29 protein-coding genes and 2 pseudogenes are annotated in these 23,599 nt (G+C 72.2%); 18 read left to right on the forward strand and 13 right to left on the reverse strand.

What is annotated here, in order from left to right:
- Positions 1-49: 49 nt before the first annotated feature.
- From BJY16_RS28610 to BJY16_RS47585, 4 genes and pseudogenes are all read left to right on the forward strand, one after another.
- A complete protein-coding gene (locus tag BJY16_RS28610) occupies positions 50-2,536 on the forward strand; it encodes a sensor histidine kinase (RefSeq protein WP_239177582.1) in 2,487 nt (828 codons plus the stop codon).
- A 211-nt stretch (positions 2,537-2,747) separates the two neighbouring features.
- Entirely contained in the window at positions 2,748-3,362 is a 615-nt protein-coding gene (sigK, locus tag BJY16_RS28615; protein WP_185042659.1) for an ECF RNA polymerase sigma factor SigK, read from the forward strand.
- On the forward strand, positions 3,359-4,084 hold the full coding sequence (locus BJY16_RS28620; RefSeq protein ID WP_185042660.1) for an anti-sigma factor: 726 nt from the start codon (positions 3,359-3,361) through the stop codon (positions 4,082-4,084). The genes sigK and BJY16_RS28620 overlap by 4 nt, the downstream gene beginning before the upstream one ends.
- A 717-nt stretch (positions 4,085-4,801) precedes the next feature.
- Positions 4,802-5,632, forward strand: a pseudogene (locus BJY16_RS47585) (diguanylate cyclase domain-containing protein); the annotation flags it as partial.
- A 24-nt stretch (positions 5,633-5,656) separates the two neighbouring features.
- Here BJY16_RS47585 and BJY16_RS28625 read toward each other — a convergent pair.
- The 4 genes from BJY16_RS28625 to BJY16_RS28640 all read right to left on the reverse strand — a co-directional run bounded on the left by BJY16_RS28625 (position 5,657) and on the right by BJY16_RS28640 (position 8,811).
- Positions 5,657-6,382, reverse strand: a complete 726-nt coding sequence (locus BJY16_RS28625) for a class I SAM-dependent DNA methyltransferase (protein ID WP_221502045.1) — start codon at positions 6,380-6,382, stop codon at positions 5,657-5,659.
- An 86-nt stretch (positions 6,383-6,468) separates the two neighbouring features.
- Positions 6,469-7,716 carry a glycoside hydrolase family 6 protein gene (locus BJY16_RS28630; protein ID WP_239177580.1) on the reverse strand — a complete coding sequence of 416 codons (1,248 nt, stop codon included), beginning with the start codon at positions 7,714-7,716 and terminating at the stop codon, positions 6,469-6,471.
- Between the two features lie 174 nt (positions 7,717-7,890).
- Positions 7,891-8,253: a hypothetical protein gene (locus BJY16_RS28635; protein ID WP_185042661.1), complete on the reverse strand. Its 363-nt coding sequence runs from the start codon at positions 8,251-8,253 to the stop codon at positions 7,891-7,893.
- Positions 8,254-8,556: 303 nt separating this feature from the next.
- Positions 8,557-8,811, reverse strand: a complete 255-nt coding sequence (locus BJY16_RS28640; RefSeq protein ID WP_185042662.1) for a hypothetical protein — start codon at positions 8,809-8,811, stop codon at positions 8,557-8,559.
- A 170-nt stretch (positions 8,812-8,981) separates the two neighbouring features.
- On the opposite strand from BJY16_RS28640, the gene BJY16_RS28645 reads away from it, so the two are divergent.
- On the forward strand, positions 8,982-9,680 hold the full coding sequence (locus tag BJY16_RS28645) for a hypothetical protein (RefSeq protein WP_185042663.1): 699 nt from the start codon (positions 8,982-8,984) through the stop codon (positions 9,678-9,680).
- A gap of 4 nt (positions 9,681-9,684) precedes the next feature.
- Here BJY16_RS28645 and BJY16_RS47590 read toward each other — a convergent pair whose 3' ends face one another.
- Complete coding sequence (locus BJY16_RS47590) at positions 9,685-9,816, reverse strand: hypothetical protein (RefSeq protein ID WP_260418320.1); 132 nt, start codon at positions 9,814-9,816, stop codon at positions 9,685-9,687.
- Between the two features lie 265 nt (positions 9,817-10,081).
- Between BJY16_RS47590 and BJY16_RS28650 the strand changes: the two genes are divergently transcribed.
- The gene (locus BJY16_RS28650; protein WP_185042664.1) at positions 10,082-10,570 is read left to right on the forward strand and encodes a hypothetical protein; all 489 of its coding nucleotides are present in this window, start codon (positions 10,082-10,084) and stop codon (positions 10,568-10,570) included.
- A gap of 140 nt (positions 10,571-10,710) precedes the next feature.
- Here the strand turns inward: BJY16_RS28650 and BJY16_RS46600 are convergent, their stop codons facing one another.
- On the reverse strand, positions 10,711-10,854 hold the full coding sequence (locus tag BJY16_RS46600; RefSeq protein WP_221502046.1) for a hypothetical protein: 144 nt from the start codon (positions 10,852-10,854) through the stop codon (positions 10,711-10,713).
- A gap of 250 nt (positions 10,855-11,104) precedes the next feature.
- Here BJY16_RS46600 and BJY16_RS28660 point away from each other — a divergent pair, with 250 nt between their 5' ends.
- Positions 11,105-11,326: a hypothetical protein gene (locus BJY16_RS28660; RefSeq protein ID WP_185042666.1), complete on the forward strand. Its 222-nt coding sequence runs from the start codon at positions 11,105-11,107 to the stop codon at positions 11,324-11,326.
- Between the two features lie 107 nt (positions 11,327-11,433).
- On the opposite strand, the gene BJY16_RS28665 is transcribed toward BJY16_RS28660, so the two are convergent.
- Entirely contained in the window at positions 11,434-12,234 is an 801-nt protein-coding gene (locus BJY16_RS28665) for an endonuclease/exonuclease/phosphatase family protein (RefSeq protein ID WP_185042667.1), read from the reverse strand.
- Positions 12,235-12,332: 98 nt separating this feature from the next.
- Here BJY16_RS28665 and BJY16_RS28670 point away from each other — a divergent pair.
- The 3 genes and pseudogenes from BJY16_RS28670 (at position 12,333) to BJY16_RS28680 (ending at position 14,118) form a co-directional block, all read left to right on the forward strand.
- Positions 12,333-12,947, forward strand: a pseudogene (locus tag BJY16_RS28670) (GDSL-type esterase/lipase family protein).
- Position 12,948: 1 nt separating this feature from the next.
- Complete coding sequence (locus tag BJY16_RS28675; protein WP_185042668.1) at positions 12,949-13,599, forward strand: hypothetical protein; 651 nt, start codon at positions 12,949-12,951, stop codon at positions 13,597-13,599.
- A 57-nt stretch (positions 13,600-13,656) separates the two neighbouring features.
- Positions 13,657-14,118 (forward strand): DUF427 domain-containing protein, encoded by a 462-nt coding sequence (locus tag BJY16_RS28680; protein WP_185042669.1) that lies wholly within the window; start codon positions 13,657-13,659, stop codon positions 14,116-14,118.
- Here the strand turns inward: BJY16_RS28680 and BJY16_RS28685 are convergent.
- Complete coding sequence (locus tag BJY16_RS28685) at positions 14,087-14,755, reverse strand: hypothetical protein (RefSeq protein ID WP_239177578.1); 669 nt, start codon at positions 14,753-14,755, stop codon at positions 14,087-14,089. The two genes, BJY16_RS28680 and BJY16_RS28685, sit on opposite strands and share 32 nt — an antisense overlap.
- 101 nt (positions 14,756-14,856) lie before the next feature.
- Here BJY16_RS28685 and BJY16_RS28690 point away from each other — a divergent pair, with 101 nt between their 5' ends.
- The 5 genes from BJY16_RS28690 (at position 14,857) to BJY16_RS28710 (ending at position 17,380) form a co-directional block, all read left to right on the forward strand.
- Positions 14,857-15,321 carry an SRPBCC family protein gene (locus BJY16_RS28690; RefSeq protein ID WP_185042671.1) on the forward strand — a complete coding sequence of 155 codons (465 nt, stop codon included), beginning with the start codon at positions 14,857-14,859 and terminating at the stop codon, positions 15,319-15,321.
- Between the two features lie 79 nt (positions 15,322-15,400).
- Positions 15,401-15,922: a hypothetical protein gene (locus BJY16_RS28695; RefSeq protein WP_185042672.1), complete on the forward strand. Its 522-nt coding sequence runs from the start codon at positions 15,401-15,403 to the stop codon at positions 15,920-15,922.
- Between the two features lie 73 nt (positions 15,923-15,995).
- Positions 15,996-16,565: a carboxymuconolactone decarboxylase family protein gene (locus BJY16_RS28700; RefSeq protein WP_185042673.1), complete on the forward strand. Its 570-nt coding sequence runs from the start codon at positions 15,996-15,998 to the stop codon at positions 16,563-16,565.
- A 57-nt stretch (positions 16,566-16,622) separates the two neighbouring features.
- Positions 16,623-16,970: a DUF3147 family protein gene (locus BJY16_RS28705; RefSeq protein ID WP_185042674.1), complete on the forward strand. Its 348-nt coding sequence runs from the start codon at positions 16,623-16,625 to the stop codon at positions 16,968-16,970.
- Positions 16,967-17,380, forward strand: a complete 414-nt coding sequence (locus tag BJY16_RS28710) for a DUF3147 family protein (protein ID WP_185042675.1) — start codon at positions 16,967-16,969, stop codon at positions 17,378-17,380. Before BJY16_RS28705 ends, BJY16_RS28710 begins: the two co-directional genes overlap by 4 nt.
- A 2-nt stretch (positions 17,381-17,382) precedes the next feature.
- Here BJY16_RS28710 and BJY16_RS28715 read toward each other — a convergent pair whose 3' ends face one another.
- Positions 17,383-17,811: an ATP-binding protein gene (locus tag BJY16_RS28715; RefSeq protein ID WP_239177577.1), complete on the reverse strand. Its 429-nt coding sequence runs from the start codon at positions 17,809-17,811 to the stop codon at positions 17,383-17,385.
- Between the two features lie 185 nt (positions 17,812-17,996).
- Here BJY16_RS28715 and BJY16_RS28720 point away from each other — a divergent pair, with 185 nt between their 5' ends.
- From BJY16_RS28720 to BJY16_RS28730, 3 genes are all read left to right on the forward strand, one after another.
- Positions 17,997-19,760 carry a GAF domain-containing SpoIIE family protein phosphatase gene (locus tag BJY16_RS28720; RefSeq protein ID WP_239177575.1) on the forward strand — a complete coding sequence of 588 codons (1,764 nt, stop codon included), beginning with the start codon at positions 17,997-17,999 and terminating at the stop codon, positions 19,758-19,760.
- Between the two features lie 26 nt (positions 19,761-19,786).
- A complete protein-coding gene (locus tag BJY16_RS28725; protein ID WP_185042676.1) occupies positions 19,787-20,497 on the forward strand; it encodes a hypothetical protein in 711 nt (236 codons plus the stop codon).
- 102 nt (positions 20,498-20,599) lie between these two features.
- Entirely contained in the window at positions 20,600-21,103 is a 504-nt protein-coding gene (locus BJY16_RS28730; RefSeq protein WP_185042677.1) for a hypothetical protein, read from the forward strand.
- A 231-nt stretch (positions 21,104-21,334) separates the two neighbouring features.
- Here BJY16_RS28730 and BJY16_RS28735 read toward each other — a convergent pair whose 3' ends face one another.
- The 4 genes from BJY16_RS28735 to BJY16_RS28750 all read right to left on the reverse strand — a co-directional run bounded on the left by BJY16_RS28735 (position 21,335) and on the right by BJY16_RS28750 (position 23,475).
- Positions 21,335-21,586: a hypothetical protein gene (locus BJY16_RS28735; protein ID WP_185042678.1), complete on the reverse strand. Its 252-nt coding sequence runs from the start codon at positions 21,584-21,586 to the stop codon at positions 21,335-21,337.
- 122 nt (positions 21,587-21,708) lie between these two features.
- Positions 21,709-22,320: a hypothetical protein gene (locus BJY16_RS28740; protein ID WP_185042679.1), complete on the reverse strand. Its 612-nt coding sequence runs from the start codon at positions 22,318-22,320 to the stop codon at positions 21,709-21,711.
- A gap of 79 nt (positions 22,321-22,399) precedes the next feature.
- Positions 22,400-23,035, reverse strand: coding sequence for a TetR/AcrR family transcriptional regulator C-terminal domain-containing protein (locus BJY16_RS28745; protein WP_185042680.1), 636 nt, complete (start codon positions 23,033-23,035; stop codon positions 22,400-22,402).
- Entirely contained in the window at positions 23,032-23,475 is a 444-nt protein-coding gene (locus BJY16_RS28750; RefSeq protein WP_185042681.1) for an SRPBCC family protein, read from the reverse strand. Before BJY16_RS28750 ends, BJY16_RS28745 begins: the two co-directional genes overlap by 4 nt.
- Positions 23,476-23,599: the final 124 nt, after the last annotated feature.

The following is a 23,599-nucleotide window of genomic DNA, read 5'->3' on the forward strand; positions in this document are numbered from 1 at the left end:
TTTGCGACCAAGATCGTTACGGATCGGGCGGGCGGTCGTTGGCCCGTCCATGGCTGAGTTGAACGAGGCAGTGCTGCGCGACCCGGTGCGGCTGGCGGCGGTGGGTACCGCGCGCCGCCGATGGCCGGCCGCGCCACCGCCGATGGACGCGATCGCCCGGCTGGCGGCGCGGCTGCTGGACGGGACGATGGCGGCGATCACGCTGGTCGACGACGTGCAGGAGCATTTCGCGGGCATCCACGACCTGCCGAAGGAGCTGGTCGGCGAGGGGCGCGCGTCATTGACGTATTCGGTCTGCAAGTACGTCGTCAGCCTGAACCAGCCGGTGTGGTCTTCCGACCTGCTCGCCGAAGCTGCCGTCGACCTGCGCGAACATCCGCTGGTGCGGGAGTTCGGGGTGCGGTCGTTCGCCGGGGTGCCGTTGCGTGACACGGCCGGGCAGCAGCCGGTCGGGTCGCTGACCGTCCTGGACACCGTGGCCCGGCCGTGGCCGGTGGAGCAGCTGACCACCCTGACGGAGGTCGCGGCGCTGCTGCGCGCGGCGGATCAGACCGCCGGGCCGGACGCGGTGGACGGCCTGGACACCGCGGCCCTGCTCGACAGCGTGCAGGAGGCCTTCCTCGCCATCGATCCGGACGGCATCGTGGTCGGCTTCAACCAGGCCGCGCACCGGCTGTTCGGCTACACCGCCGAGCAGGTGTGCGGCCGGCACCTGGACGCCAGCCTGATGCCCGGCTACGACGGGCAGCCGATCGACCTGGCGCTCGGCCGGCTGTTCGAGGCGGCGCCGCGCCGGCCGGTGCTGCGCAGCCTGACCATGCGACACCGCGACGGGCACCGGCTGCCGGTGCGGGCCTCGCTGTCCGTGGTCCGCAGCGCCGCCGGCGCCCTGGCCTGCGTCTTCCTCACCGACCTGTCCGAGCAGGACGCCGCCGAGCAGCTCGCCGACCGGCACAGCAGCTTCCTGACCGCGCTGCTGGACAGCCTTTCGGTCGGAGTGATCGCGTGCGACGAGACCGGCCGGGTCGTGCTGGTGAACCGGGCGTTGCAGCAGGTGCTCGGCTGGCGTGACGAAGCGCCGCTGCCCGCGGACTATCCGGCGGCGCTGGGTGATTCGCTGCGCTACGCCGACCTGCGGCCGATGCCGTGGCGGCAGACGCCACTGATGCGGGCCTTCCGCGGTGAGCAGGTTGTCGACGCCGACGTGATCACCATCTTGCCGGGTCACCGGACCCGCCGGTTTTCCGCGACCGCGCAGCCGATCGTCGGCGCCTCTGGCGCCCGGCTCGGCGCGGTGTCGGTGGCCCACGAGGTCACCGCGCTGCGCCGGGCCGAACGCTTCCGCCTCTGCCACCAGGAGGTCGACCAGGCCCTGCGCGCCACCGGCTCACCCGCCGAGGCGGCCCCGGAGATCCTGCGCGCGGTGACCAGCGCGCTCGGCTGGCCGTGCGCCGAACTGTTCCTGATCGACGACACCACCGCCGACCTGCGCCCGGTCGGCCACTACGACGCGACCGGCACCACCGGCGACGGCTTCTTCGGCCACACCCCGCTGTGCGGGCAGGGCATCACCGGCCGGGTCTGGGACAGCGGTCAGCCGTCCTGGATCCCCGACATCGCCGGCCTGGAGCAGCAGACCCCGCACGAGCGGGAGCGGATCCGGATCTGCCTGGAGCGGGGCATCCGGACCGTGCTCGCGGTGCCGGTCAAGGAGGGCGACACCCTGCTCGGGGTGCTCACCTGTTACGCCGGGTCGCCGGAGTTCCACGAGGACCTGCTGACCGTGCTGCTCGACGGGGTCGCCGCGCAGATCGGCGTGCACGTGGCGCTGCGCCGCTCGGAACAGTTCGCCCGGCAGCTGACCCGCGCCCAGGACGACTTCATCGACCTGGTCGGCCACGAGCTGCGTACCCCGCTCACCTCGATCGCCGCCAACGCCACCCTGCTCGCCGAGGAGTCGGCCGCCTTCGACACCGACCACCAGCACATGATCGAGGTGGTCGGCCGCAACACCGCCGTGGTCCAGCGGATCGTGGACACCCTGCTCGACCTGGCCGGCCTGGAATCCGGCCAGGTCCCGCTGCGCGTCGAGCGGGTCGACCTGGCCCGGATCGTGACCGACGCGGTCACCGCGGCCGGCCCCCGCCCGATCGACACCGACCTGCCCGGCCACGTGCCGGTCGACGGCGACCCGGCCCGGCTCCGCCAGGTCGTCGACGACCTGCTCGCCAACGCCATCACCTACAGCCCGCCGGACGGCCGGATCCAGATCCGCCTGCACGTCCACGACCAGCTCGCCGAGCTGAGCATCGCCGACCACGGCATCGGCATCCCGGACGCCGAGCACGAGCGGGCCCTGGACCGCTTCTACCGCGGCAGCAACGTCCGCCACCACGGCATCTCCGGCAGCGGCCTCGGTCTGAGCCTGGCCCACGCCATCGTCCGCCGCCACCACGGCACTGTCACCCTCGACGACAACCACCCCACCGGCACGATCGTCCGGGTCCGCCTGCCGCAGCACGCAGCCGGATCCTGACCCTCGGCTCAGCCGGCGGACGAGCGGGATCGCGTACCGGTGGGACGAGCGGCGTGGTGGCAGGCCCAGCCGTTCCGCGCCTACGCCGGCCACCCGCGCTCCCCGGAGTCCGCGGCCGCGGTGACCGACGAATACCCAGGTCGGACCCATCCGCCGGGCCGTCCGCTCCGAATCTCTCCGGAAGCTCCGGACGAACGAGGGACGGTATTCGATGGGTGAGCGCGACGTGAGCCGCCGGGCCGGGCAGCTGGCCCCGGTGCCCGGCCCGGCCGCGCCGGTGGACGCGGACCGGCTGCTGCGGGCGGTCGGGCGCGGCGACGAGCAGGCGTTCGCCCGGCTCTACGACCTGGTGGCGCCCCGGGTCTACGGGCTGATCCGGCGGGTCGTGCGGGATCCGGCGCAGGCCGAGGAGGTGGCCCAGGAGGTGCTGGTCGAGGTGTGGCGCACCGCGGCCCGGTTCGACCCGGACGGCGGGTCGGCCACCGCGTGGGTGTTCACCATCGCGCACCGGCGGGCCGTCGATCGGGTCCGGGCCGAGCAGGCGGCGGCCGAGCGGATCGTCCGGGCCGGTGCGGCGGCGCTCGACACGCCCTACGACGCGGTGGCCGACGAGGTGTCCGGGCGGCTGGAACGTCAGCAGGTCCGCCACTGCCTGGACGACCTGACCGAGCTGCAGCGCCAGGTGGTCACCATGGCCTACTACCAGGGGCATTCCTATCCGCAGGTGGCGGAGCTGCTCCGGACCCCGCTGGGCACGGTGAAGACCCGGATGCGGGACGGCCTGATCCGGCTGCGCGACTGCCTGGGCGTGGCGGTGGCGGCGTGACCGGGGACATCCACTCACTGGTCGGCGCGTATGCGCTGGACGCCGTCGACGATCTCGAACGGGCCGCCGTCGACCGGCACCTGGGGGAGTGCGACGAGTGCCGGATCGAGGCCGCCGAGCTGCGGGAGACCGCCGCCCGGCTGGCCGACGGCACCTGGTCGGTGCCGCCGCCGCGGCTGCGGGACACGGTTCTGGCCGCGGTCGCGACGACCCGGCAGATCCCGGTGCGGGCCGCGCGCCGGTCGCGGCGGGCGGATCGGTCGCGGTGGATCGCCGCGGCCGCCGCGGTGGTCGCGGCAGTCGGCGCGGGCACGGCCGTCTTCACCGTTCAAGAGCTTCGCGTACGCGAGGAGCGCGCCGCCGTGGAAGCCGCGCACGCCCGTGCGGACGAGGTCCGGGCGATCCTGGCCGCCCCGGACATGAAGGTGCGCGACCAGGCGCTGACCGGCGGCGGCAAGGTGACCGTGGCGTACTCCCGGCTCCGGGACGCCGGAGTGATCCTGATGGCCGCGGACGCCGTGCCCAGCGGCGGCCGGGTGTTCCAGCTGTGGACGGTCCGCGCCGGCGCCCCGGTGTCCGAGGGCGTGCTGCCGGTCGGCCAGACCACCGCCGTGCGGGTCGTCGCCGGAATGTCGGCGGCGTCGCTGGTCGGCGTGTCGGTGGAGCCGCCCGGCGGATCGGCGACGCCGACGCTGATGGTGGCCGGCGTGAAAACGATGTGAGACCGCCTCGATCGACACCTGGGTGCAGTGGCGGCACACCGGGAACGCGCGGGTTTCCTCAGGTCCGCCGCCAAAGGTCCGACATTGGGGGTGGAGGTCGGGACGATGCGACGAGTAGGGCTGGGAGTGGGCGCGGCGTTCGCGGCCGGGCTCGCCGTGCAGGGCGTCATGCCGCTGCTCGGGGAGCGCACCGGCGTGGTGACCGACAACCTGCTGCTGGCGCTGATCGCCCTCGTCACCACGCTCGGCCACTGCGCCCAGGCGCGGATGTCGCGCGGGACACAGCGCCTGGCCTGGGTCCTCGCGGCCGTCGCGGCCGGCCTGTGGTCGGCGTCCAGCGTGGTCGACACGGTGGACGTCTTCCTGTTCACCGAGACCTCGCTCGACGAGCTGATGGCGGTGGGCGCGGCGCTGTGTTCGCTGGCCGCGCTGGTGCTGCTCGGCAGCGTCGGCCGGGCCGGGCGCGGCGACCGGCTGCCCCGGCTGCTCGACGTCGCGACCGTCTCCGGCGCGCTGTTCCTGCTCGCCTGGGAGTTCGTGGTCGGGCCGGCGCACGCCCGGCTGCCCGGGTTCAGCGGCCCGCTCATCGTCATGGTGGTGTTGCCCGAGATGATCGGCGCGGCCTACGCGGTGGTGCTGCTCTCCCGCAGCCTGTCCAACCGCGGCGACACCGCGCTGACGCTGCTGGCACTGGGCCTGATGGCGTTCGCGGCCACCATGCTGCTGGCCGTGTACAACGCCGCGCACCAGCTGCCGTGGTACGCCACCGGGGTGGGTGCCGGCTACGTCGTCGCCGGGCTGCTCACCGCGCTGGCCAGCCGGGCGCCGTTGCCGGTGGAGACGTTCACCGAGCAGGCGCACCGGGCCGGGCGGTGGCTGCTGCTGCCGTACCTTCCGGTGGGTCTCGCCTTCGCGGTCGCGGCGGGGCGCTACGTGCGCACCGGCACCGTCACCGCGGCGCTGTTCTGGCTGCTGCTGGCCACCGCCACGCTGGTGCTGGTCCGGCAGTTCCTCAACCTGCGGGTCAATCAGCGGCTCGCCGACGAGCTGCGGCGCCGCAGTGCCGAACTGGCCCACCAGGCCTCGCACGACGCGCTGACCGGGCTGGCCAACCGGGCCGGCTTCCAGCAGCGGGCCGAGGCCGCGCTGGCCGCGGCCGGCCCGGACGGGCTCACCGGCGTCCTGCTGATCGACCTGGACGGCTTCAAGGCGGTCAACGACACCTACGGCCACGGCGCCGGGGACGCGCTGCTGGTCGGTGTGGCCGCCCGGCTCCGCGCCGGGGTGCGCGGCGGCGACACGGTGGCCCGGCTCGGCGGTGACGAGTTCGCCGTCGTGCTGCCGCACCTCAACCACCCGGGCGAGGTCCACGACATCGGCCGGCGCGTGCTGCACCACCTGACCGAGCCGATCGACGTGGGCGGCACCGTGGTCACCGCCCGGGGCAGTGTCGGCGCGACCGTCGGCGTGGGCGCCCGGCACGACCCGCTGGAGCTGGTCGAGCAGGCCGACGTCGCGCTGTACGAGGCGAAGGCGGCCGGCAAGGGCGTGGTGCGCGTCCACGCCTCGGTGTCAGCCGGCCGGTTTGCGGGCGAGCAGCAGCGAGAACCGCAGGGTGTCGTCCTGGGCGGTGAGATCGACGGTGTCCACGGTGAAACCGGCGGTCCGCAGGTCGCGCCGCACGGCCGGCAGGGGAGTGGTCCGGTAGTACATGACGAACGGCGGGCGCACCAGCGAGTTGCGGACCACCATGGCCAGGTCCAGGCCTAGGGTCGCCCAGTAGACGCCGGTGTTCTGGGCCGGCAGGTCACCGGTCGCGACGGCGAAGAGGCCGCCCGGGCGCAGCGCCCGGTGCACGCCGGCGAACAGGGCGGGCCGCTCCGAGGGCAGGAAGTGCCCGAGCGCGCCGAAGGTCACCGCCAGGTCGAAGCCGCCGGTGAACGGGAGCGCCCGGACGTCGGCGCGCACCAGCTCCGCCTCCGGGACGGCGGCTCGCGCCTCGGCGAGCATGCCGGCGCTGAAGTCGACGCCGGTCACCCGCTCCCGGCACAGCCGTCGCAGGACGGTCAGGCCGGCGCCGGTGCCGCAGCAGACGTCCAGGCCGCTGCGGAACGGCCCGGCCTTCGACAGCTCCTGGACGGTCGCGTCGAGGATGCCGTCCGGCGTCCGGAACGGCGTGTGGTCGAACTTCCCGGCGAGGTGGTCATATCCGCGTTCGACCGAGGAGAGCGCTTCGACGCACAGGTCCCGCAGCGACGGCCCTTGAGGAGAGAACACCCGGCCGAGCCTACCGGCCATCGCCGGCACGGTGACCGCTCGTCACCCGAGCACCACAGGGCGATGCACCACCCAGCCGGGCCGGGTGGTGCATCGCGAGGTGCCGATCAGCGCAGCGGCGGGTTCGCCAGCCTCACCAGCTCCTCGGCCTGCTGCGGGAACCAGGCGCCGGCGGCCGGGTCGGCGATGCCGCCGCGGGCCGGGTCGACGCCGGTGCCGGTGCCGCGGTCGCACTGGCCGTCGGACTGGCCGGGCGTCTTCACCCACAGGAAGGCGTCCGCGAGCGGGTCACCGGTCCGGGTGGTCGGGCGCAGGCCCAGGCCCCGGTCCGGCGGGTTGCACCAGGTCTGCGGGTCCGGCCAGGTGACGCCGGCCGGCGCGGTCCACGGTCCCTGCCCGTTGCGGCTGGTGTCCACGACGAAGTGGGACAGCTTGCGCGGCGACACGTCGCCGACCGTGGCGTCGTACCAGGCGTCGCTCAGCGGCCAGGTGCTGAAGTCGCCCGGGCTGGCCGGGTAGTACTGGCTGGCGCACTGCTCGAAGTGCCCGCGCGCCTCGGCCGGTCCCTGGGTGCCGTAGTAGACGCACTTCGAGATCCAGTCGCCGTACTTCAGCTGCCGCTCGGTGGTCTCGTAGTTCGACACGTTCAGGAAGAAGCCGTCGGCCTTGCGCACCCCGGCCTTGACCAGCCGGTCCGCGATGTCGCCGACGCCGAGCCAGGCGCTGTGCGTGCCGTCCAGGTAGACGCTGGTGTGCGGCAGCTTGGCCAGCCGGTCCACCGCGTAGTTCAGCATCGCGAACCGGTCGGCGGCGGCGGTGGCCGCGTCGGCCTCGGCCGGCTGGCACCACTCCAGGCTGCCGTTGATGGTGGTGTACCAGGGGATGATGCCGAGGCCGTCCGGCTCCAGCATGACGGCCGCCTTCGACCCGCCGATGCCGGCCGCGAAGGCGTCGATCCAGGCCTGGTACTCGGCGACCGAGGTGGCGCCGCCCGCCGAGTACTGCGAGCAGTCGCGGAACGGGATGTTGTAGGCGACGAAGACCGGCATGGCCTTCTGCTTGGCCGCGCGCCGGGCTTCGGCCCGGACGGACTGGGTCAGCGTACGACCGGAGCCGCCGGTCACCCAGATCGCCTGCGGCGTCTCCACCATGGTGCGGATCTGATGTGCCAGCCGCCACTGGCCGGCGGCCTTGAGCGCGGCGATCTGCTCGACGGCGCCCGGGTCGGGCTCCGGGGTGGAGAACCGGGTGCCGTCCGGAATGACGGCGGCCGCTGGCGACGAGCTGATGGCCAGGGTCACCGCGCAGGCGGCGAGGACAGTGGCTGCCCGCCGCAAAGGTAGTGACGAGGTCACAGTGGACTCCTCAGTGGATCGATGGTGGGAGCGTTCCCATCTCTCCGTGTGAGCCTCGATGCCACATCCGGCCAAGTCAATGGGACGACGGTCCGGAATGCGTCGTACTCCGGGTCAGCGCCGTTTCTCCTCATGCCGCCGAAACAGCTTGATTCGGCCCGATGACAGTGTGTGTCAGTCTCCGATGAAGACCAGTTGACGGTGGTGTGGTCGTCCTGGTGCAGCCCGCAGCAGTTCTGCCAGGGCGATGACAGGCGCGGCTGCTTCGGTCACCTTCTCGTCGGGGTGCTCGACTGCCAGCGCCTTCAGCTCTGCGATGAGCCTCTCGGCCTGGCGGGAGTTGAAGTAGGTGTCGTCGTACTCGTCAACGCCGGCGAGCAGCGGATACCGGGCCGGGTCCATGAAGGCGTACGCGGCGAGCCGATTGACATCGACGACGCTCTTCAGGGTGTCGACGACCTCACCGGTGTACTCCTGGACGCGAACGCTGATACCCACAACGCCATTGTCCGGGATGGTGAGTGTCATGTCGATCATCGGCAACGTCCGCTCACGCCGCGGAGAACGCGCGCTGGATCCTGTTGCTGCCCGTGCCCAGCGCAGTAGCCGGCAGGCACCGTGATCGCCGTCGGTCGCGCAGCTCTTGTCGGCAGCGGCGTCGGGCGGCCGGGTCGGCCAGCAGGCGCTCCCGCGTCGATCGCTCGATCTCCGCGAGGGTGCGGGGTTGGGCCGGCGGGCTGGCCGGGGGCAGGAGGTCGGGGAGCCACAGGTGCGTCTCGGTGGGCGGGATCTGGGCTTCGTGGCCCCACCAGCGGTGGGTGGACCATGGATCCACGGTGCTTACCGCGTACGCAAACTGGTGTGTCTGGTCTTGATCGGTGTCGTGCCACTGCTCGTTGACGGTGGTGAGGACGGGCCATTGGCCGGTTCGGTCGAGTGCGGCGCGGGCGGACCGCCAGGACGGGAGCAGCCGGGCCGGGTCGAGGCCGGGACCACGAGGGTGTCGCCGAGGCCCTCGGCGATCGGGAGGCTGTCCAGAACGGTCCCGCGCAGGACGGCGGCGATCTCGTCGGGGTCCTCCAGCGCGGCGGTCATGCCGGGAACCGTGACGATGCCGCACCGTTCATCGCGACCAGAAGATGTCAAACATGACGTTCACGCGACGTATGTGGATTTCGGAGGTATCGGCGGTTATCGTAGTCATGCCCGCGCCGTTCCCCCCGTGACGGCGCGGGCCCCTTCTACTCATGGGCCATGATGACGCCGTGATCATCCCCGGCTACCTGGATGGCTATGAGCCCGCGTTCGTCGAGTCGCCGTTGATCGACGGCGCCGAGATGATGCCGAGCGAGCTGTTCTGGCCCGCGTTCCTGCACACCGTGGGTGGCTCGGCGTCGGCGCCGCACGCCTTCGGCATCGATCCCGCCGACCTCGACGACGTCATCGACGCGTTGCTGGACGAGCAGCGGTGGCCGGTGTTCACGCTGAGAACCGCCGGGGCCGGCCGCGTGCACGTGGTCATGCGCAACTTCCCGGATGAGGGCGGCGTCGACTACGTCCTGGATCCCGGCACCGGGGACGACGCGATCCCGCTCGCGGACATGGAGGGGCACTTCCGCGGCCCCGCCCTCGCCTGGCCCGAGTTGATCGCCGCCGCTCAGCAGCGGGACGCCGACCGTACGCCGGCGGAGCGGCTGTTGCTCCTGCTGCCGGTCTGCGCGGACCGCGATCGGCCAGCTGACGCTGTGCGCGTCGTGGCGGCGGCGCTCACCGCGGTCGGCGTCACGTCCGACGCCCGTCGGGTCGCCGAAGAGCTGCTGGACAGCCCTCGGTACTGGACCGGCGACTGCGCATGGACGCTGGTCGGCGACGCTCGGGTGTGTTCCGGGACGCATGCCTACCGCAGGCTCGGCGAGGAGCTGACGCCGGATCAGCTCCGCCTGGTCACGAAGGCATGGTCGTAAGGCGTCAGCGCCAGCGGCGGGGGCACCAGCCGCGGCGGCGGAGGCGGCCGAGAACGTCCTCGGCGGCGTAGACGCCGATCATGCCGGCCAGGCCGGTGAGCACCGGGGTGATGACTTCGGAGATCTCGAGATGCATACCGGGCAGTTCGGCGGGCTCGGTAGCGAGACGGCCAGCCGATCGGGTGCGATCAGGTTTCCGATCCGGGGAGGCGGACGCAGCAGTGGTCCGGGCCCGGCTCGCGTCGGTCATGCCCTGGAGCAGGGGAAGGTCAGGGCGAAACCGGAAGGCAGCCACACCTCGGATGCGGGAGCAACGACGTCGGGGTCAACCGAGCCGAGAGCACCCAGGTCGGCCGAGAACACCGCTGTCCCGCCCGGCAGGTTGCTATCTTGGCCAGCTGATGACGCGACGATTCGGTGACCGGGACAGGTTCAGCGTGGAGGTCGGCGCGATCACGTCGCCCAGCCTGTGCACCGTCGACCTGTGGGCCGGCGGCAAATGGCTGACCACGGACGACAACACGGCCTTCGTGCCGAGCTTCCTTCGTTTCCTGCGCTCGACGGCGACGCGGGTCCGTCGCGGCGACGTCGGCCTCTGCCCTTTCCCGGAGCGGTCGCCCGAGGACATCTTCCGGCTGCTTCACGCGGACGACGAGTCGGATTTCCGGGAGCAGTTCTGGCTGCTGCACTGGGGCGAGACCGTTGACAATGTGAGCAGCTACGTCTACCGGGACGGCGGCGACCTGGTGATCGTCTTTGCCTTCTGGCGGCCGTGGCATCGCTTCCCCGAGGACATGGGCAAGGTGTTCGTGGCCCGGATCCCGCCGGACGAGTTCGCCGACGTCCTCGAGCGGGCAGCCGACCTGTTGGCCGCCGAGTTGCCGTCCTGACCCTCGGCCGCAGGAATGAATGGGTGGCACCGTGAGCCGCCGTGCCAGACTTTCCTGAGAAGGCCGCGTGATGGCGACCTCCTGCGTCCGCCTGTCAGCAACCGCAGGAGGCCACCGCTCGCACCGGCGGTCTCGTCCAGTCAGACGAGGCCGCCGCCCTTCAGCGCCCCGTAGAGCGCTGCCACACCAGCCGCGATCCGCAACAGCAGGAATGCGGCTTCACCCGCGGTCCGCCAGCTCAGCCGCTTTCCGGTCGGCCGGCAGTCCTTCGGTTCGCCGTCCACCAGATCTCGCCCTTCCTCCCGGAGCGTGGTCGTCTCCAGGCGCCCAAGAGACGGTGTGCCCGGGAGGATGGGGTCGGAAGATGAACGCCATACCAACAACGGTACGGAGAGAAGCCCGGCTGGCACCGTGAGTGAATGAGTAAGCATTCCGAGATTGATGGACACCGCACCTGCGCGGGTCCATCGGCGGTCGGGCCGGGGGAGACGGCGGTTGTAGTTTTGCCGGAGGGCTGGGCAGGAGGGGAACTCGATGGCCAAGCGGTGGCAGGACCTCAGCCGGGGACAGCAGCGGGTGATTGTCGGGGTGGCGGCGGTTGAGGCGGCGCTGAAGGTGGCGATGCTTCTTGACCTCAAGCGGCGGCCAGGGGATCAGGTCCGAGGGCCCAAGTGGGTGTGGGCTTCCACCGCCCTGGTGAATACCGGCGGCCTGGTGCAGGGCGCCTACTTCCTGTTCGGGCGCGTCTTGCGGTAGGCGGCACCCCACTCCCGGGGCGGAGCGGATCGCCGCGTTCGCGGACGGACTGGAGCCGGCCGAACCTGGCCGGCCTCAGGAGAACCCGGCGTAGGGACGGGCGGGGGTCAGGAGCGCCAGGCGCCGGGCCGATGCTCTGGCACGGCCAGGTCGGCGACCAGGGCGAAGTGGTCGCTGGCCCACACTCCGTCGACCGGCTCGTCGAAGGCCAGCCGGCAGTCGGTGACGTCCAGGGTGGGGCCGTGGACGCCGGAGCGGACCATCACGTAGTCGATGCGGCGGCCCAGTTCCAGTGGCATCTCGCCGGCTCGTACGAGCGGGTTCGCCGGGGTGAAGGTGTGGCCCGGCTCGTCCGGGTGCACGGCGGCCCAGGCGTCGCGGTAGGCGACGCTGACTCCGTCCAGGGACTGCTTGCCGGTCAGGAAGCGGATGCCGGCCGAGTCCGGCGGGTCGTCCAGGTCGCCGGCGAGCACCACGTGCCGGTCCCGCCCGGCGAGCTGGTCGTCGATGAACCTGGCGCAGGCCACCGCTTGCAGCTCGCGCTCCACGGCGTACCCGAATTGCCAGGTCGGTTTGTGGTGCGCGAACAGCAGCGGGCCGAACGGCGGGGGCGCGTCGATCTCGGCGACCACGGTGGCGCTCCACGGCAGGTCGACCCGCTCGGTGACCCGCAGGTCGAGCTCGTGCACCGCGCGGACGGGCCACCGGCTGCCGAGGACGGCCCCGACGCCGTTGCCGGAGCGTGCGGAGTGCGGCACGACGTGGTATTCCGCGCCGAGCACGTCCCGCGCCTCGGCCGTCTCCTGCACGGCGATCAGGTCGGGGCGCAGCCGCTCGATGCCGGCGGCGAGCACCGGGCGCCGCCGGGGCCAGTCGGCGTGCTCCGGCGACAGCAGGTTCACCGTCATGACGCGCAAGCGTGTCGAGTCCCACATGCCGGTAGAGGTACCGAGCGTGGGGCGGCGGAAACATGTTCCGGGCCGTGACGGTTGACCATCATATGGTGATGAACTTCGCGGTGCTCGGTGACTCGATCGCCTACGGCCAGGGCGCCTCGCGCGACGCCGACACCGTCGCCGCCCGCCTGTCCGACACGCTGACCAGGGCGGACGTGCCCAACCACACCCGAGTCTTCGCGGTGCCCGGAGCCCGCAGCGCCGACCTGGCCGCGCAGGTGGTCCGGGCGACGAGTTGGTCACCCGATCTCGCGCTGATCGTCATCGGGGCCAACGACCTGACCCGGTTCGTGCCCGCCCCGGACGCCGCCGCGTAGCTGGCGTCCGCGGTCCGCGCGCTGCGGGCCGCGAGGTCCGAGGTGATCGTCGCGCCGGCGCCCGACCTGAGCGTGGTCCCGTGGGTGCCGGCCGAGATGCGGGCCGTGGTGCGGGCGGCCAGCGCGGCCTTCCACGACGCGCAGACCCGGGCGGCGCTGGCCGCGGGCGCGCACGTGGCCGACATCGGGATGACCTCCTCGGCCGGGTTCGCCCGCGACCTCAGCCTGTTCAGCCACGACCGGTTCCATCCGTCGAGCGCCGGCTACGCGGTGATCGCCGAGGCGCTGGCGCCCACAATTCGCAGCGTCGCGGCCGAGTGGGCGGGGCGGAGCCGGGCAAGTCGGTGACGTGAGACGGCTGCGGTTCGACGGGTGGATTGCCGGGATCGGTACGAGCGGCGGGATCCGGCTGGTGCTGGGTCACTGGCCGGTGTCGCCGTTCGGGCCGGTCAGCGACGTGATGGTGGAGTACCCGGACGGGCGGCGGGTGCTGCTCGCGCCGACCGCGGAGCTGGGCCGGTTCGTCGCCGACACGTACTCCTTCGAGGAGGTGCGGGTCGTCCCGGTCGCGGTGACCCGCACCGGCCGGGCGTGGACCGTCACGGCCGGGCCGCTCACGCTGCGGTTCTCCACCGGTGGCCGGGGTGCGCTGGGCCGGCTGCTGCGGGCGGTTCCCGCGCCGCTGGCACGGCGAGGACCGTGGGTGCGGCTGATCGATCGGCCGGCACGGTTGCTGCGGGGAGTTCGGACGTACGGCAGCGCCGGTAACGGCCGGCGCGAGTGGTACGCCGCGCAGGACCTGCACCGGATCGTGACGGCCGGCGGCGAGCTGGACGACGCCGACCTCGGGCGGCTCACCGCCATCGATCCGCCGGTGCGGTTCGGGTTCGGGTCGACGCCCCGGTTCCCGGCGCTGGTGCGCGTCACCACGACGGTGGAGCTGCCGGGCACGCGGGTCGGCTCGGGTGCTCCGGCCGTACCGGAATCGGGTCTTGATTGAGCAAGCCGGCGACCACGGTGGCGGGCGACGGCGGGGGCGGGGTGGCAGGCTGGGGTGGTGGAATCGGTGTGGGACTACCCGCGGCCGCCGCGCCTGGAGCGCACCGCGGCCCGGGTGACGGTGGTGCACGCGGGACAGACGATCGTGGACAGCGACCGGTGCTGGCGGGTCCTGGAGACCTCGCACCCGCCGGTCTACTACGTGCCGCGGGCGGACATCGCGGCCGGGGTGCTGCAGCCCGCGGCGGGGCGGTCGTACTGCGAGTTCAAGGGCGATGCGAGCTACTGGGACCTGGTGGTCGGGGACAGCCGGGTGGCGCGGGCCGGGTGGTCCTACGAGCAGCCGACGGCAGCCTACCGGGCGATCGCCGGGGCGGTCGCCTTCTACCCGAGCCGGGTCGACGAGTGCCGGGTGGCCGGTGAGCTGGTCCGGCCGCAGGAGGGCGACTTCTACGGCGGGTGGATCACCGCGGACATCGTCGGCCCGTTCAAGGGCGGGCCGGGGACGATGGGCTGGTGACCGCGCCGCGCCAGCGCTGACTCATCCGGTACGCCAGCGCGCGCGAGGCGTGGATCAGACCGGTCGGGTGCAGGTCCGGCGTGGTGTTGCGGACCGGGTCGAAGGCGAGCGCCGCGTCCACGGCCGGCGACAGGGCGCGCCCCAGCGTCAACCGGCCGACGGTGCGGTCACTGGCGCGCAGCCGCAGCGCCGCGCCGCTGGGCACGGTCCCCAGCGACCGTCCCAGGGGCAGGCCGTCCGGGTCCGGGTCCGCCTCCAGATAGAGCTTGCGGGTGGCGGAACGGTACGGGGTGATCGCGCCGTACACGGTGTCGAAGCTGCGCCGGGGCACCGGCAGCCGCTTGGTCACCGGCGTCGTGCCGGTGGAGGAGAGCAGCAGGTCGATCCCGTGCACGCGGATCGCGACGCCGCGGATGTCGCCGCGGGCGCCCTTCGTGCCCACGCCCTTGGAGATCCGGACGGTGACGCCGTAGACGGCCGGCTGGTCCAGGAGAGCGGCGCCGAGCGGCTCGCCGGCACCCCAGATCTCCAGGGTGCCGGTGAAGGAACGGCCCGCCGGATGCAGGAAACGGCGGTGGCGGGAGCGGACGACGCGGACACCGAGCCCGATCAGCAGGGCGGTGGTCAACAACCTCATGGCCGGTGAGTACCCGATGAATCGACGCATGAATCGACGCAACTTGTTTGGGGCGCCGTCGCCCGGGTAGTCCACGAATACCCTGAGCGAAGGAGAAGAACGTGACCACCGTGACCGAGTCCGTGGATGTGAACGTGCCGATCGACACGGCCTACAACCAGTGGACCCAGTTCGAGGACTTTCCGAAGTTCATGGACGGCGTGGAGTCGATCACCCAGATCGGCGACACCCGCACCCACTGGGTGACCAAGGTCGCCGGGCAGACCCGTGAGTTCGACGCGGAGATCACCGAGCAGCACCCCGAGGAGCGGGTGGCGTGGAAGAGCACCGGCGGCGACACCAAGCACGCCGGCGTCGTCACCTTCCACCGCCTCGGCGACAGTGAGACCCGGGTGACCATCCAGCTCGACTGGGAGCCGGAGGGCATCGTCGAGAAGGTCGGCAGCGCGGTCGGCGTGGACAGCCACCAGGTGAAGGCGGACGCCAAGCGGTTCAAGGAGTTCATCGAGAGCCGCGGCACCGAGACCGGTGCCTGGCGCGGGGACGTGGAGCGCCCCGGCGCCTGAGGAGGATCGTTCGGAAGCGGCCGGTGCTCAGCGCCGGCCGCTTCCGGCCGTCCGCCGGCGGGTGGCTAGCGTGTACGGCATGTCCGTCCCCGCTGGTGAGTTCCGCCGGTGGCTCGACGGGCTGGCGGCCGGTGGGGACACACTCGACTGGGATCCGGCATCCGAGCACGCGGAGTTCCGGGCGTGGATCGCGTCGGTGTACGCCGGCAACGGGGCGATGACGATGCCCTGGCTGGAGCGGCTGATCCACGAACGCCGGCGCGACCTCGTCGTCCACGCGCTGCGGCGGGTGAAGGACCGCGCGGAGGCCGAGCTCGGCAGCTTCGACGGCCCCGCCGTCACCACGGTCGCGCCGAGCGACGAGGAACCGAACGGCATCGTGCGGTGCGGCTACGGCGACCGGATCACCGAGCTGACCTCGGACCGGGTGACCGTCACGGTCGCCGATCGGGTGCAGGACTGGATCGCGCGCGATCGTCGTGTGGTCTGGCCGGTCTGCCCCGAACACGGGCGTGGCCTGCACGCGATGCTGGACGACGGGACGCCGTCGTGGATCTGCGGGCACACCCACCATCGCGTCTCGACGATCGTCGACGGCTGATCGCGGGGACCCATCGCGAAGGTTTCGGCTTCGGGGTCCGCTGGCGGGGCGGTGGACATGGCAGGGTGTGACGATGGCGTACATCGATCTCGGCGTGGACGAGAAGACCCTGCCCGGCATCACCGGGCTGATGCGGTTCCGGCCGGAGACGGCGAAGCCGCTCAGTGAGCTGGCGGACGTGCTGCTGCGGGGGCCGCACTCGCTGCCGGCGGCGGAGCGGGAGCTCATCGCGGCGTACGTGTCCGGGCTGAACGACTGCGGTTTCTGCAGCCTGTCGCACGCCGCCTCGGCGGTCGCCCAGTATGCCGCCGCGGACGTCACCGACGGCGCCGAGATCGTGGCGCGGGTGCGGGCCGATCTGGACAGTGCGCCGATCCCGGCGAAGCTGAAGGCGTTGCTGCGGATCGCCGGCGCGGTCAACCGGTCGGGCCATGCGGTCACCCCGGAGCTGGTCGAGGCGGCCCGGTTGGCCGGTGCCACCGATGTCGAGCTGCACGACACGGTGCTGATCGCGGCCGCGTTCGGCATGTTCAACCGGTACGTCGACGGGCTCGCGACGTTCGCGCCGGAGGCGGCCGAGGACTACGTGCCGGCGGCGCAGCGGATCCTCGTACACGGTTATGGCATCCCGCGGCCGTCCTGACCGGTTTGGCTGCCTGTCACCCGGGGGACACGTCTTGTTCATCGGGAAGGGGGCCGGGTGGGCAGGACCGTTCTGGAGATCGTGCTGAAGGCGCTGGCCGGTGGCGTGCTGGTGCTCGCGTTCGCCGCGCTGGCGCAGGTGCTGAAACCGAAACGCTTCGCCGGGATCTTCGCCGCCGCGCCGTCCGTCGCCCTCGCCGGGCTGATCGTGACCGTGCTGTTCAGCGGTGACCGCGATCTGCCGGCGGCGGGCGCCGGGATGGCGGTGGGCGCCGTCGGCTTCGTGGTGTACTGCCTGGCCGCGGTGCCGCTGATCCGGCGGTTCGGCGCCTGGAAGGGTTCCGGCGCGGCGCTGCTGGCGTGGGGCGCCGTGGCGGCCGCCGGGTACGCGGCGGTGCTGGCATGAGCGGTGCGGCGGGGACGCCCGGCGCCAGCGCGGACAAGCTGCGCAAGCCGCCGGCCCGGGACTGGGTGATCCGATTCGCGTTCGGCGCCGCGGTGTCGGCGCTGGCCGCGATCGTCGCCAAGGTGTGGGGTCCAGCGGCGGGCGGGCTGTTCCTCGCCTTCCCGGCCATCCTGCTGGCCAGCCTGACCCTGGTGGCCAAGGAGGAGGGCGCGCACCGGGCGCGGGAGGACGCCCGCGGCGCGGCGCTGGGCGCGTTGGGCCTGGTCGCCTTCGGGCTCGTCGTGTGGGCCGGCACGCCGCGGTGGCCGGTCGTCGTGACGCTGCTGGCCGCCACGCTCGCCTGGGCGGTCGTCAGTGGCGTCGCCTACCTGGTGGTGGCGGCCCGGCACCGGGACGCCGGCAACCAGTGACCTCACGGCGGCGGGGCGAAGGCGGCCCAGACCAGCTTTCCCCCGCTCGTCGGGTGCCAGCCGACCGAGGTGGCCAGCCGTTGTGCCAGGACCAGGCCGAGACCGCCCTGGCCGGCCGGCCGTTTGCGGTCGACCGCCGGGCCGGTGGCGGCGTCGCTGTCCGAGATCACGATGACCAGGGTGCCGGCCGAGCGCTGCAGCACGACGAGGGCGGGGGAGCCGGCGTGCCGCAGCGCGTTGCCGGCCAGCTCGGTGCCGACCATGACGAGCCGTTCGGCGAGGTCCTCCGGGTCGGGGCCGAAGCCGGCGCCGGCCATCACGGCGGCACGCAGGCCGGTGCGCAGGGCGCTCAGCTCCGGCGCCTCGTGGAGGCTCCAGCGTGCGAGTTCCTCGTCGGCGTCCGGTGGCCGGCACACATCCCACTCGATCATCAGCGGACATTGTTCCCGTTCTGGCCGTGAGAATGCCGTCCGAAACTTGATCATCGGCCGGTGATCTGATCGGGTCGCTGGGCAGGGCTGCCGACCTGCGGCAACCCGGGATCAGCACGCGATGCGGGAACAGTGCGCCTGTCGTACAGTAGGCATGTTTTTGTTGAGGAACGGTGTGGCAGTCGGTGAGTGACGAGAGTGCCCTGCACGCTCCAGGTCGTCTGGATGCGATCGTCGGGACGGGATTGGCCGCAGCGCCGGATCCGATGTTCGACCGTTTCGCCCGTATTGTCAGCCGTGTCCTTAATGTCCCGGTCGCCCTGGTCTCCCTGGTCGAGGAGTCCCGGCAGGTGTTCCCCGGGGCGTGCGGCCTGGCCGAGCCGTGGGCGGGCCGCCGCGAGACGCCGCTGTCGCACTCGTTCTGTCAGCACGTGGTGCTCACCTCGAAACCGCTGATCGTCACCGACGCCCGCACCGACGAGCGGGTGGTCGGCAACCTGGCGATCACCGATCTGTCCGTGGTCGGCTACGCCGGGATGCCGCTCACCGACGCGGAGGGCAACGTCCTCGGCTCGCTGTGCGCCATCGACTCCCAGCCGCGCGACTGGACCCCGGACGAGCTGGAGCTGCTGGCCGACCTCGCCGAGACCTGCTCGGACGGCCTGCGCTCGCGGATCGCCACCCGGCGGGAGCGGGCCGCGCAGGCGCGCGAGCGGCTGGCCGGCGCCGCGGCCGACCGCGGTCGGCTGCTGCTGCGCGCCAGTGTCGCGCTGGCCGGCACCAGCACCGTCACCGACGTCGTCGGCACGGTGCGGGAGCTGGTCACCGGCAGCCTCGACCCGGACTACGTCGGGGTGTCGCTGCTCGACCCGGGCGGCCGGGTGAGTCTGGAGTCCGGCGCCACGCTGCCGGCGCGGGTCGCGGCGCGGTGGGACAACTATTCGCGGGCCGCGACGACGCCGTCGGCGCTCGCCGTGAGCACCGGGGCGGCCGTGCTGCTGCCGGACCGCGACGCGGTCGCCGCGCGGGCGCCGGACGCGGTGGCGACCTTCGCCGAGATGGGCTGGCAGGCCGGCGCCAGCGTGCCGCTGCCCGGGCCGCACGGGCCGATCGGCGCGCTGACCTTCGTCTGGAAGCAGCCGTACGTCCTCGACGAGGCCGAGCAGGCGGTGCTCGCCGCGCTCGCCGGTTACGTGAGCCGGGCGGTGCAGCGCGCCGAATACCTCTACTCCCGGGAACAGGTCGCGGCGCTGCTGCAACGGTCGATGCTCAGCGACCTGCCGGACGCCGCGCCGTTCGAGCTGGCCGCCCGCTACGAGCCGGCCGTCCGCGGCGAGCACGTCGGCGGCGACTGGTACGACGCGGTGCGCCTGCCCGGCAACCATCTCGCCCTGGTGGTCGGCGACGTGGCCGGCCACGACATGCGCGCGGCCGCCCGGATGGGACAGCTGCGCAGCATGCTCCGCGCCTACCTGGCCGACCGGCAGGAACCGCCGTCGGTGCTGCTGCGCCGGCTGGACAACGCCATGCAGACGCTCGGCGACCGGACCATGACGACCGCGGTGCTGGCCTACGTCCAGCCGCACGAGGCCGGCTACCGGCTGCAGTGGGCCAACGCCGGCCATCCGGCACCGCTGCTGGTCGAGGCGGACGGGACGGTCAGCCCGCTGGCCGGTCGCGACGTGCTGCTCGGCGTGCAGCGCCGATCGTCGCGCACCGACCACACCCGGGTGCTGCCGCCCGGCGCCACCGTGCTGCTCTACACCGACGGGCTGATCGAGACCCGTACCGATGTCATCGACGAGCGCAAACGCCAGCTCCGCGAGGCGCTGCGGGACCTGGCCACGGCGCCGCTGCCGGAGCTGCTCGACAAGATCCTCGCGCGGTTCGCGGCGGGCGACCACGAGGACGACATCGCGATGCTGGCGATCCGGAGTCCGCTCACCTGAGGTGGGCTATTCTCCAAGATCAAATAGTGAGCTGGGGAGCGGGGCCGGTCATCGAACGAGTCGACATCGTCATCCCGGAATCCGCGGTGGCCACCCTGCGGATCCCGGCACTGGCCATCACCGACGGCACCACCGACCCGCAATGGGTGCGGGTGCCGCTGAGCCGCTGGCGGCTCAACCCCGGACCGGCACTGCGGCTCCCGCTCGATCCGCGCACGGCGACAAGAGTGCGACGGTACGCCCGGCTGGCGCCGTGGTCGGTCCTGGCCGACCTGCTCGTCCTGGCAGCGTGGTCGCTGTTCGCGCTCACCGACCTGCCGCTCGGCGTCCGGGGCCCGGCACTCGCCGCGTCGTGCTGCGGAATGCTGTGGTCGCAGGCGCTCCGCCGCGGCCTCCCTCAGCAGACACCGATCCGCGCCCGGTCCGGTGAGCTGCGCCTGCCCGAGGTGCCGGTGGAGGTCGCCCACCAGTGGGCCGGGCAGAACCCGGGCGTGACCGCCACCGCCGAGCCCGCGCCCCGTCCGCACTCCCGGCGTTTCTACGCCAGATCGGCGGCGGGCCTGCTCGCGGCGGCGGTCGCGCTGGCCGCGGTGCTGGCCAACGACGGCCGGGAGGACCACATCCTGCTCTGGATGCTGGTGCCGGCCCTCCTCTGCGCCAGCTTCGCGACGGTGCTGAAGACGCAGCCACCCGCGCCGACCGGGCCGGTCCGGAGGTGGCCGCCCGGATTCGCCTGAGCTTGTCATTCCATCAGGGCGGCGGGGCCTGGTGCCCTTGTAGCCGGCCGCCAGGTCCGAGCGGTACCGGCGCGGTGCACTTTCGATGCCTATCCTGTGCGGGTGCTGCTTGAGCTGGACCCGCCGCGAGGGGTGCCTCCCCTGCTTCTCGGCATGACCATTGATGAGGCACGAGCGGCGATGCGGGAGTGGGGGGAGCCGGAAGACGTCCGCGGTGGGATGTCGCCATCGCTGCGCGTCATGGGACCTGGGCTCTGCTTCGACGTCTTCGCCCACTTCGAGGACGACGCAACGGTCACCGCCATTGAGGTCTGGCGACCAGAAGGAGCGGACACCGCAGTCACTTGGCGTGGTGGGGATGTGTTCCGGACACCGATCGAGCAGACGCTACGACGGATCCAGGCTTTCGGGATAACTGTCGACGACTCCGATGCGCAAGGCCCGTGTTGTCCTGACCTCACGCTCGGATTCAACATGCCTGATCCACCTTTCATCAAGGCAGTGCTGGTCGCGGCTCCCGGCTACTACACTGCGGACCCTCAACTCGACGAGACAGTGAACGCTTACGTGGATCTGCTGAAGAACCGGAATGGCGGTCCGAGCTGAGGCCCTGACCGAGTTTCCCGGCATCGTCACGACAGGCCGTCCGGACTACACGCCTTCGAACGGGTTGGCCGCGCGTACTTCGGGCTTGGGCTGTTAGCGGCGGGCGGCGAAACCGGGCCTCGGACGTTTGCTCGTGTGGCGTACGGCGGAGGCCATGACCGGGACTGGGCGTCCACACCCAGCCGGGGGTTATCGAGCCTCTCCAACCTGATCAGGTTGGCGCACCCCGCTTCAGAGCGTTTGCACGTCGACCGCCTGGCTCATCGGGACCCGTGCCACGATTACCGGCAGGGCGACGCCGGTTCGACCACGAACTTCGCCGGCCACAGGAAGCTCGGCGAAGTCCTCCAGTGAGGCGGTCATGAAGATGACGAAGCGCGCTTCGCCATCTTCCTCGTGGTACGCGTCGGCGAGGATGGTAAGGACCGCTCCGGACCGCAGCGTCACCTGCCATTGAGACGGCGGACCCGCCGCGAACTTCATGGGCAAATCGTACTGAAGGCAGTCAGGCTTGCTCGCTCAGCGCAAGCAACTCCGTCGCCAGGCGCCGACAGGTGGGTTGATCCGCCGATGCGCGGATCTCCCGATGAGCGAATGTCGAGGCGCTATGTGGTGCGTTCGAAACCCGCGACGACTGCCTCTGCGGCCTCGCGGGTCTGCTCCGACGCGATGAGTAGCGATTGAGCCGTGATGACGACGAGATTGTCGGCTCCGAAGGGCACCTTCCAGTGCGCCTGCCACCAGGACTCGCCGTCGTGCGAATAGCTCAGCTCGATGCTGGCGATGCCGCCGTCACTGACTCGCTGGGCAAGCACCGTCTGGTCCGGAGCCACCAGGGCGTCGGAATCCGCCAGCCTCGCGTTCGCCACGGGGCCCTGCGGGAAGATGGCGGCCCGGCCAGGCCCTTGCAGGTAGAACGGCGTCCCGTCACCCGCGTCACGCGGCGAGTCGACAGTGAAACCGGCCGGCCAGCGCACCCGGAAGAGAGACGTCTCGATCAGCCAGTACGGCACATCCAACCCGTCCGCCGCATCAACGACGTCACTGGCGTCGACGAGCCGATGGCTCGGATCGATCACCACCTGCACCGGCCCGGAGGAAGTCCACCGGGTCACCCGTACGCAGTGGGAGCCGACGTGGTCCCGCTCGAACGAGTAAGGCCAGTTCGGCATGAGCGTCAGCCCGAAGCCGTTCAACCTGGCAAGTACGTGTCCCACGGCCGACAGGATAGTTGATCTTCTGAATACGGTGTCACGCCGAAGGCCTGGCAGGCCGCGTCGATGCCACGCCGATCGGTCACCTGCTGGTCCACTTCGTCTCTTCGTTGTCGAAGGATCCGGGCGCGAACCCGTCGAGGACCGCCGCGAGCCCGGCTTGGAACTGCTCGTCGGCGTCATACCCGCCGGCGACCGCGGCGGCCAGGGCCGGGAAGGCGGCGAGCGACTGCGGGACCGGGGTGTCGCCGGCGCCGGCCGGCTCCACCACCTCGGCGATGGTCAGGCCCACCGTCAGACCGCGGACACAGGAGATCATCGTCAGGGCCGCCCGCGGCGCGAACCCCGCCTCCCGCAGCCGGGCCAGCGCCCGGTCCGCACCCGCCGCGTAGGCGCTGACCGGGCCCGGCCGGGTGGCGAAGACCAGCACCGCGCGCGGATGCCGGCGCAGCACGTCTCGCAACCGGGTGGCGAACTCGGTCAGCTCGGCCCGCCACCCGGCCGCCCCGATCTCGTCCAGCCGCATCTCCGCGTAGAGCGCCTCGACGACGCCGTCGAACAGCGCGGCCTTGTTCGGCAGGTAGTAGTAGACCGCCTTGGGGTCGACGCCCAGCTCGGCGCCGAGGCGGCGCATCGAGAGGCCGTCGATGCCGTCCCGGTCGATCAGGTCCAGCGCCGCCCGGACGATCCGGGGGCGGGACAGCCCGGTCGCACTCATGGCGGGAACTCCTCGTCGAGCGCGGCCCGGAACCAGCGCATGTCCCGGACCAGCTGCGCCCGGTTCGCGCGCAGCACCGGGCCGAGGAAGAAGTAGCGCGGCTTGGGGACCAGCGCGATGCGCCACTCGATGTGCGTGCCGGTGCCCCGCGCGGCGAACCGGAACTCCCAGACCGCACGCCGCAGGGTCCGTGACTCGACCACCTCGATCCGCGCGTGCGTCTCCGGCTCGAAGGCGGCGACCCGGTAGCTGGTGACGATGCCCGGCCGGCCGCGCCGGGCCGGGCCGATGGTGCGGAACGTGCTGCCGGCGCCGAACGGCTCCGGCGAGGTCACCTCGACCTCGGCGACGCTGCGGTCCCACTTCTTCTGCGCCATCGGGTCCGAGGAGAAGGCCCACACCTGGCCGGGCGACTGCGGCACGTCGAGCGTCGTCGTCATTTCCACACCGTGGAAACTAGCGCCGCCGGCCCACTCGCACAAGGCGGCGAGTTAATCCGCTGCGTGCCATCCCGGCGTTGGTTACTCTCGCGCGCACCACCGCACGCGGACGATCGGAGAGGCC

It is taken from the genome of Actinoplanes octamycinicus (genome assembly GCF_014205225.1).
Lineage (GTDB): Bacteria > Actinomycetota > Actinomycetes > Mycobacteriales > Micromonosporaceae > Actinoplanes > Actinoplanes octamycinicus.

What these genes read in the sequence shown, in the direction of transcription:
- BJY16_RS28745 (WP_185042680.1), bottom strand. Translation starts at nt 23,035, where the DNA reads ATGAGTGCGACCGGGCTGTCCCGCCCCCGGATCGTCCGGGCGGCGCTG.
- BJY16_RS28635 (WP_185042661.1), bottom strand. Translation starts at nt 8,253, where the DNA reads ATGATCGACATGACACTCACCATCCCGGACAATGGCGTTGTGGGTATC.
- BJY16_RS28710 (WP_185042675.1), top strand. Translation starts at nt 16,967, where the DNA reads ATGAGCGGTGCGGCGGGGACGCCCGGCGCCAGCGCGGACAAGCTGCGC.
- BJY16_RS28660 (WP_185042666.1), top strand. Translation starts at nt 11,105, where the DNA reads ATGGCCAAGCGGTGGCAGGACCTCAGCCGGGGACAGCAGCGGGTGATT.
- BJY16_RS28685 (WP_239177578.1), bottom strand. Translation starts at nt 14,755, where the DNA reads ATGAGGTTGTTGACCACCGCCCTGCTGATCGGGCTCGGTGTCCGCGTC.
- BJY16_RS28625 (WP_221502045.1), bottom strand. Translation starts at nt 6,382, where the DNA reads ATGGCCGGTAGGCTCGGCCGGGTGTTCTCTCCTCAAGGGCCGTCGCTG.
- BJY16_RS28750 (WP_185042681.1), bottom strand. Translation starts at nt 23,475, where the DNA reads ATGACGACGACGCTCGACGTGCCGCAGTCGCCCGGCCAGGTGTGGGCC.
- BJY16_RS28610 (WP_239177582.1), top strand. Translation starts at nt 50, where the DNA reads ATGGCTGAGTTGAACGAGGCAGTGCTGCGCGACCCGGTGCGGCTGGCG.
- BJY16_RS28650 (WP_185042664.1), top strand. Translation starts at nt 10,082, where the DNA reads ATGACGCGACGATTCGGTGACCGGGACAGGTTCAGCGTGGAGGTCGGC.
- BJY16_RS28700 (WP_185042673.1), top strand. Translation starts at nt 15,996, where the DNA reads ATGGCGTACATCGATCTCGGCGTGGACGAGAAGACCCTGCCCGGCATC.
- BJY16_RS28695 (WP_185042672.1), top strand. Translation starts at nt 15,401, where the DNA reads ATGTCCGTCCCCGCTGGTGAGTTCCGCCGGTGGCTCGACGGGCTGGCG.
- BJY16_RS28715 (WP_239177577.1), bottom strand. Translation starts at nt 17,811, where the DNA reads ATGATCGAGTGGGATGTGTGCCGGCCACCGGACGCCGACGAGGAACTC.
- BJY16_RS47590 (WP_260418320.1), bottom strand. Translation starts at nt 9,816, where the DNA reads ATGCATCTCGAGATCTCCGAAGTCATCACCCCGGTGCTCACCGGCCTG.
- BJY16_RS28640 (WP_185042662.1), bottom strand. Translation starts at nt 8,811, where the DNA reads ATGACCGCCGCGCTGGAGGACCCCGACGAGATCGCCGCCGTCCTGCGC.
- sigK (WP_185042659.1), top strand. Translation starts at nt 2,748, where the DNA reads ATGGGTGAGCGCGACGTGAGCCGCCGGGCCGGGCAGCTGGCCCCGGTG.
- BJY16_RS28665 (WP_185042667.1), bottom strand. Translation starts at nt 12,234, where the DNA reads ATGACGGTGAACCTGCTGTCGCCGGAGCACGCCGACTGGCCCCGGCGG.
- BJY16_RS28735 (WP_185042678.1), bottom strand. Translation starts at nt 21,586, where the DNA reads ATGAAGTTCGCGGCGGGTCCGCCGTCTCAATGGCAGGTGACGCTGCGG.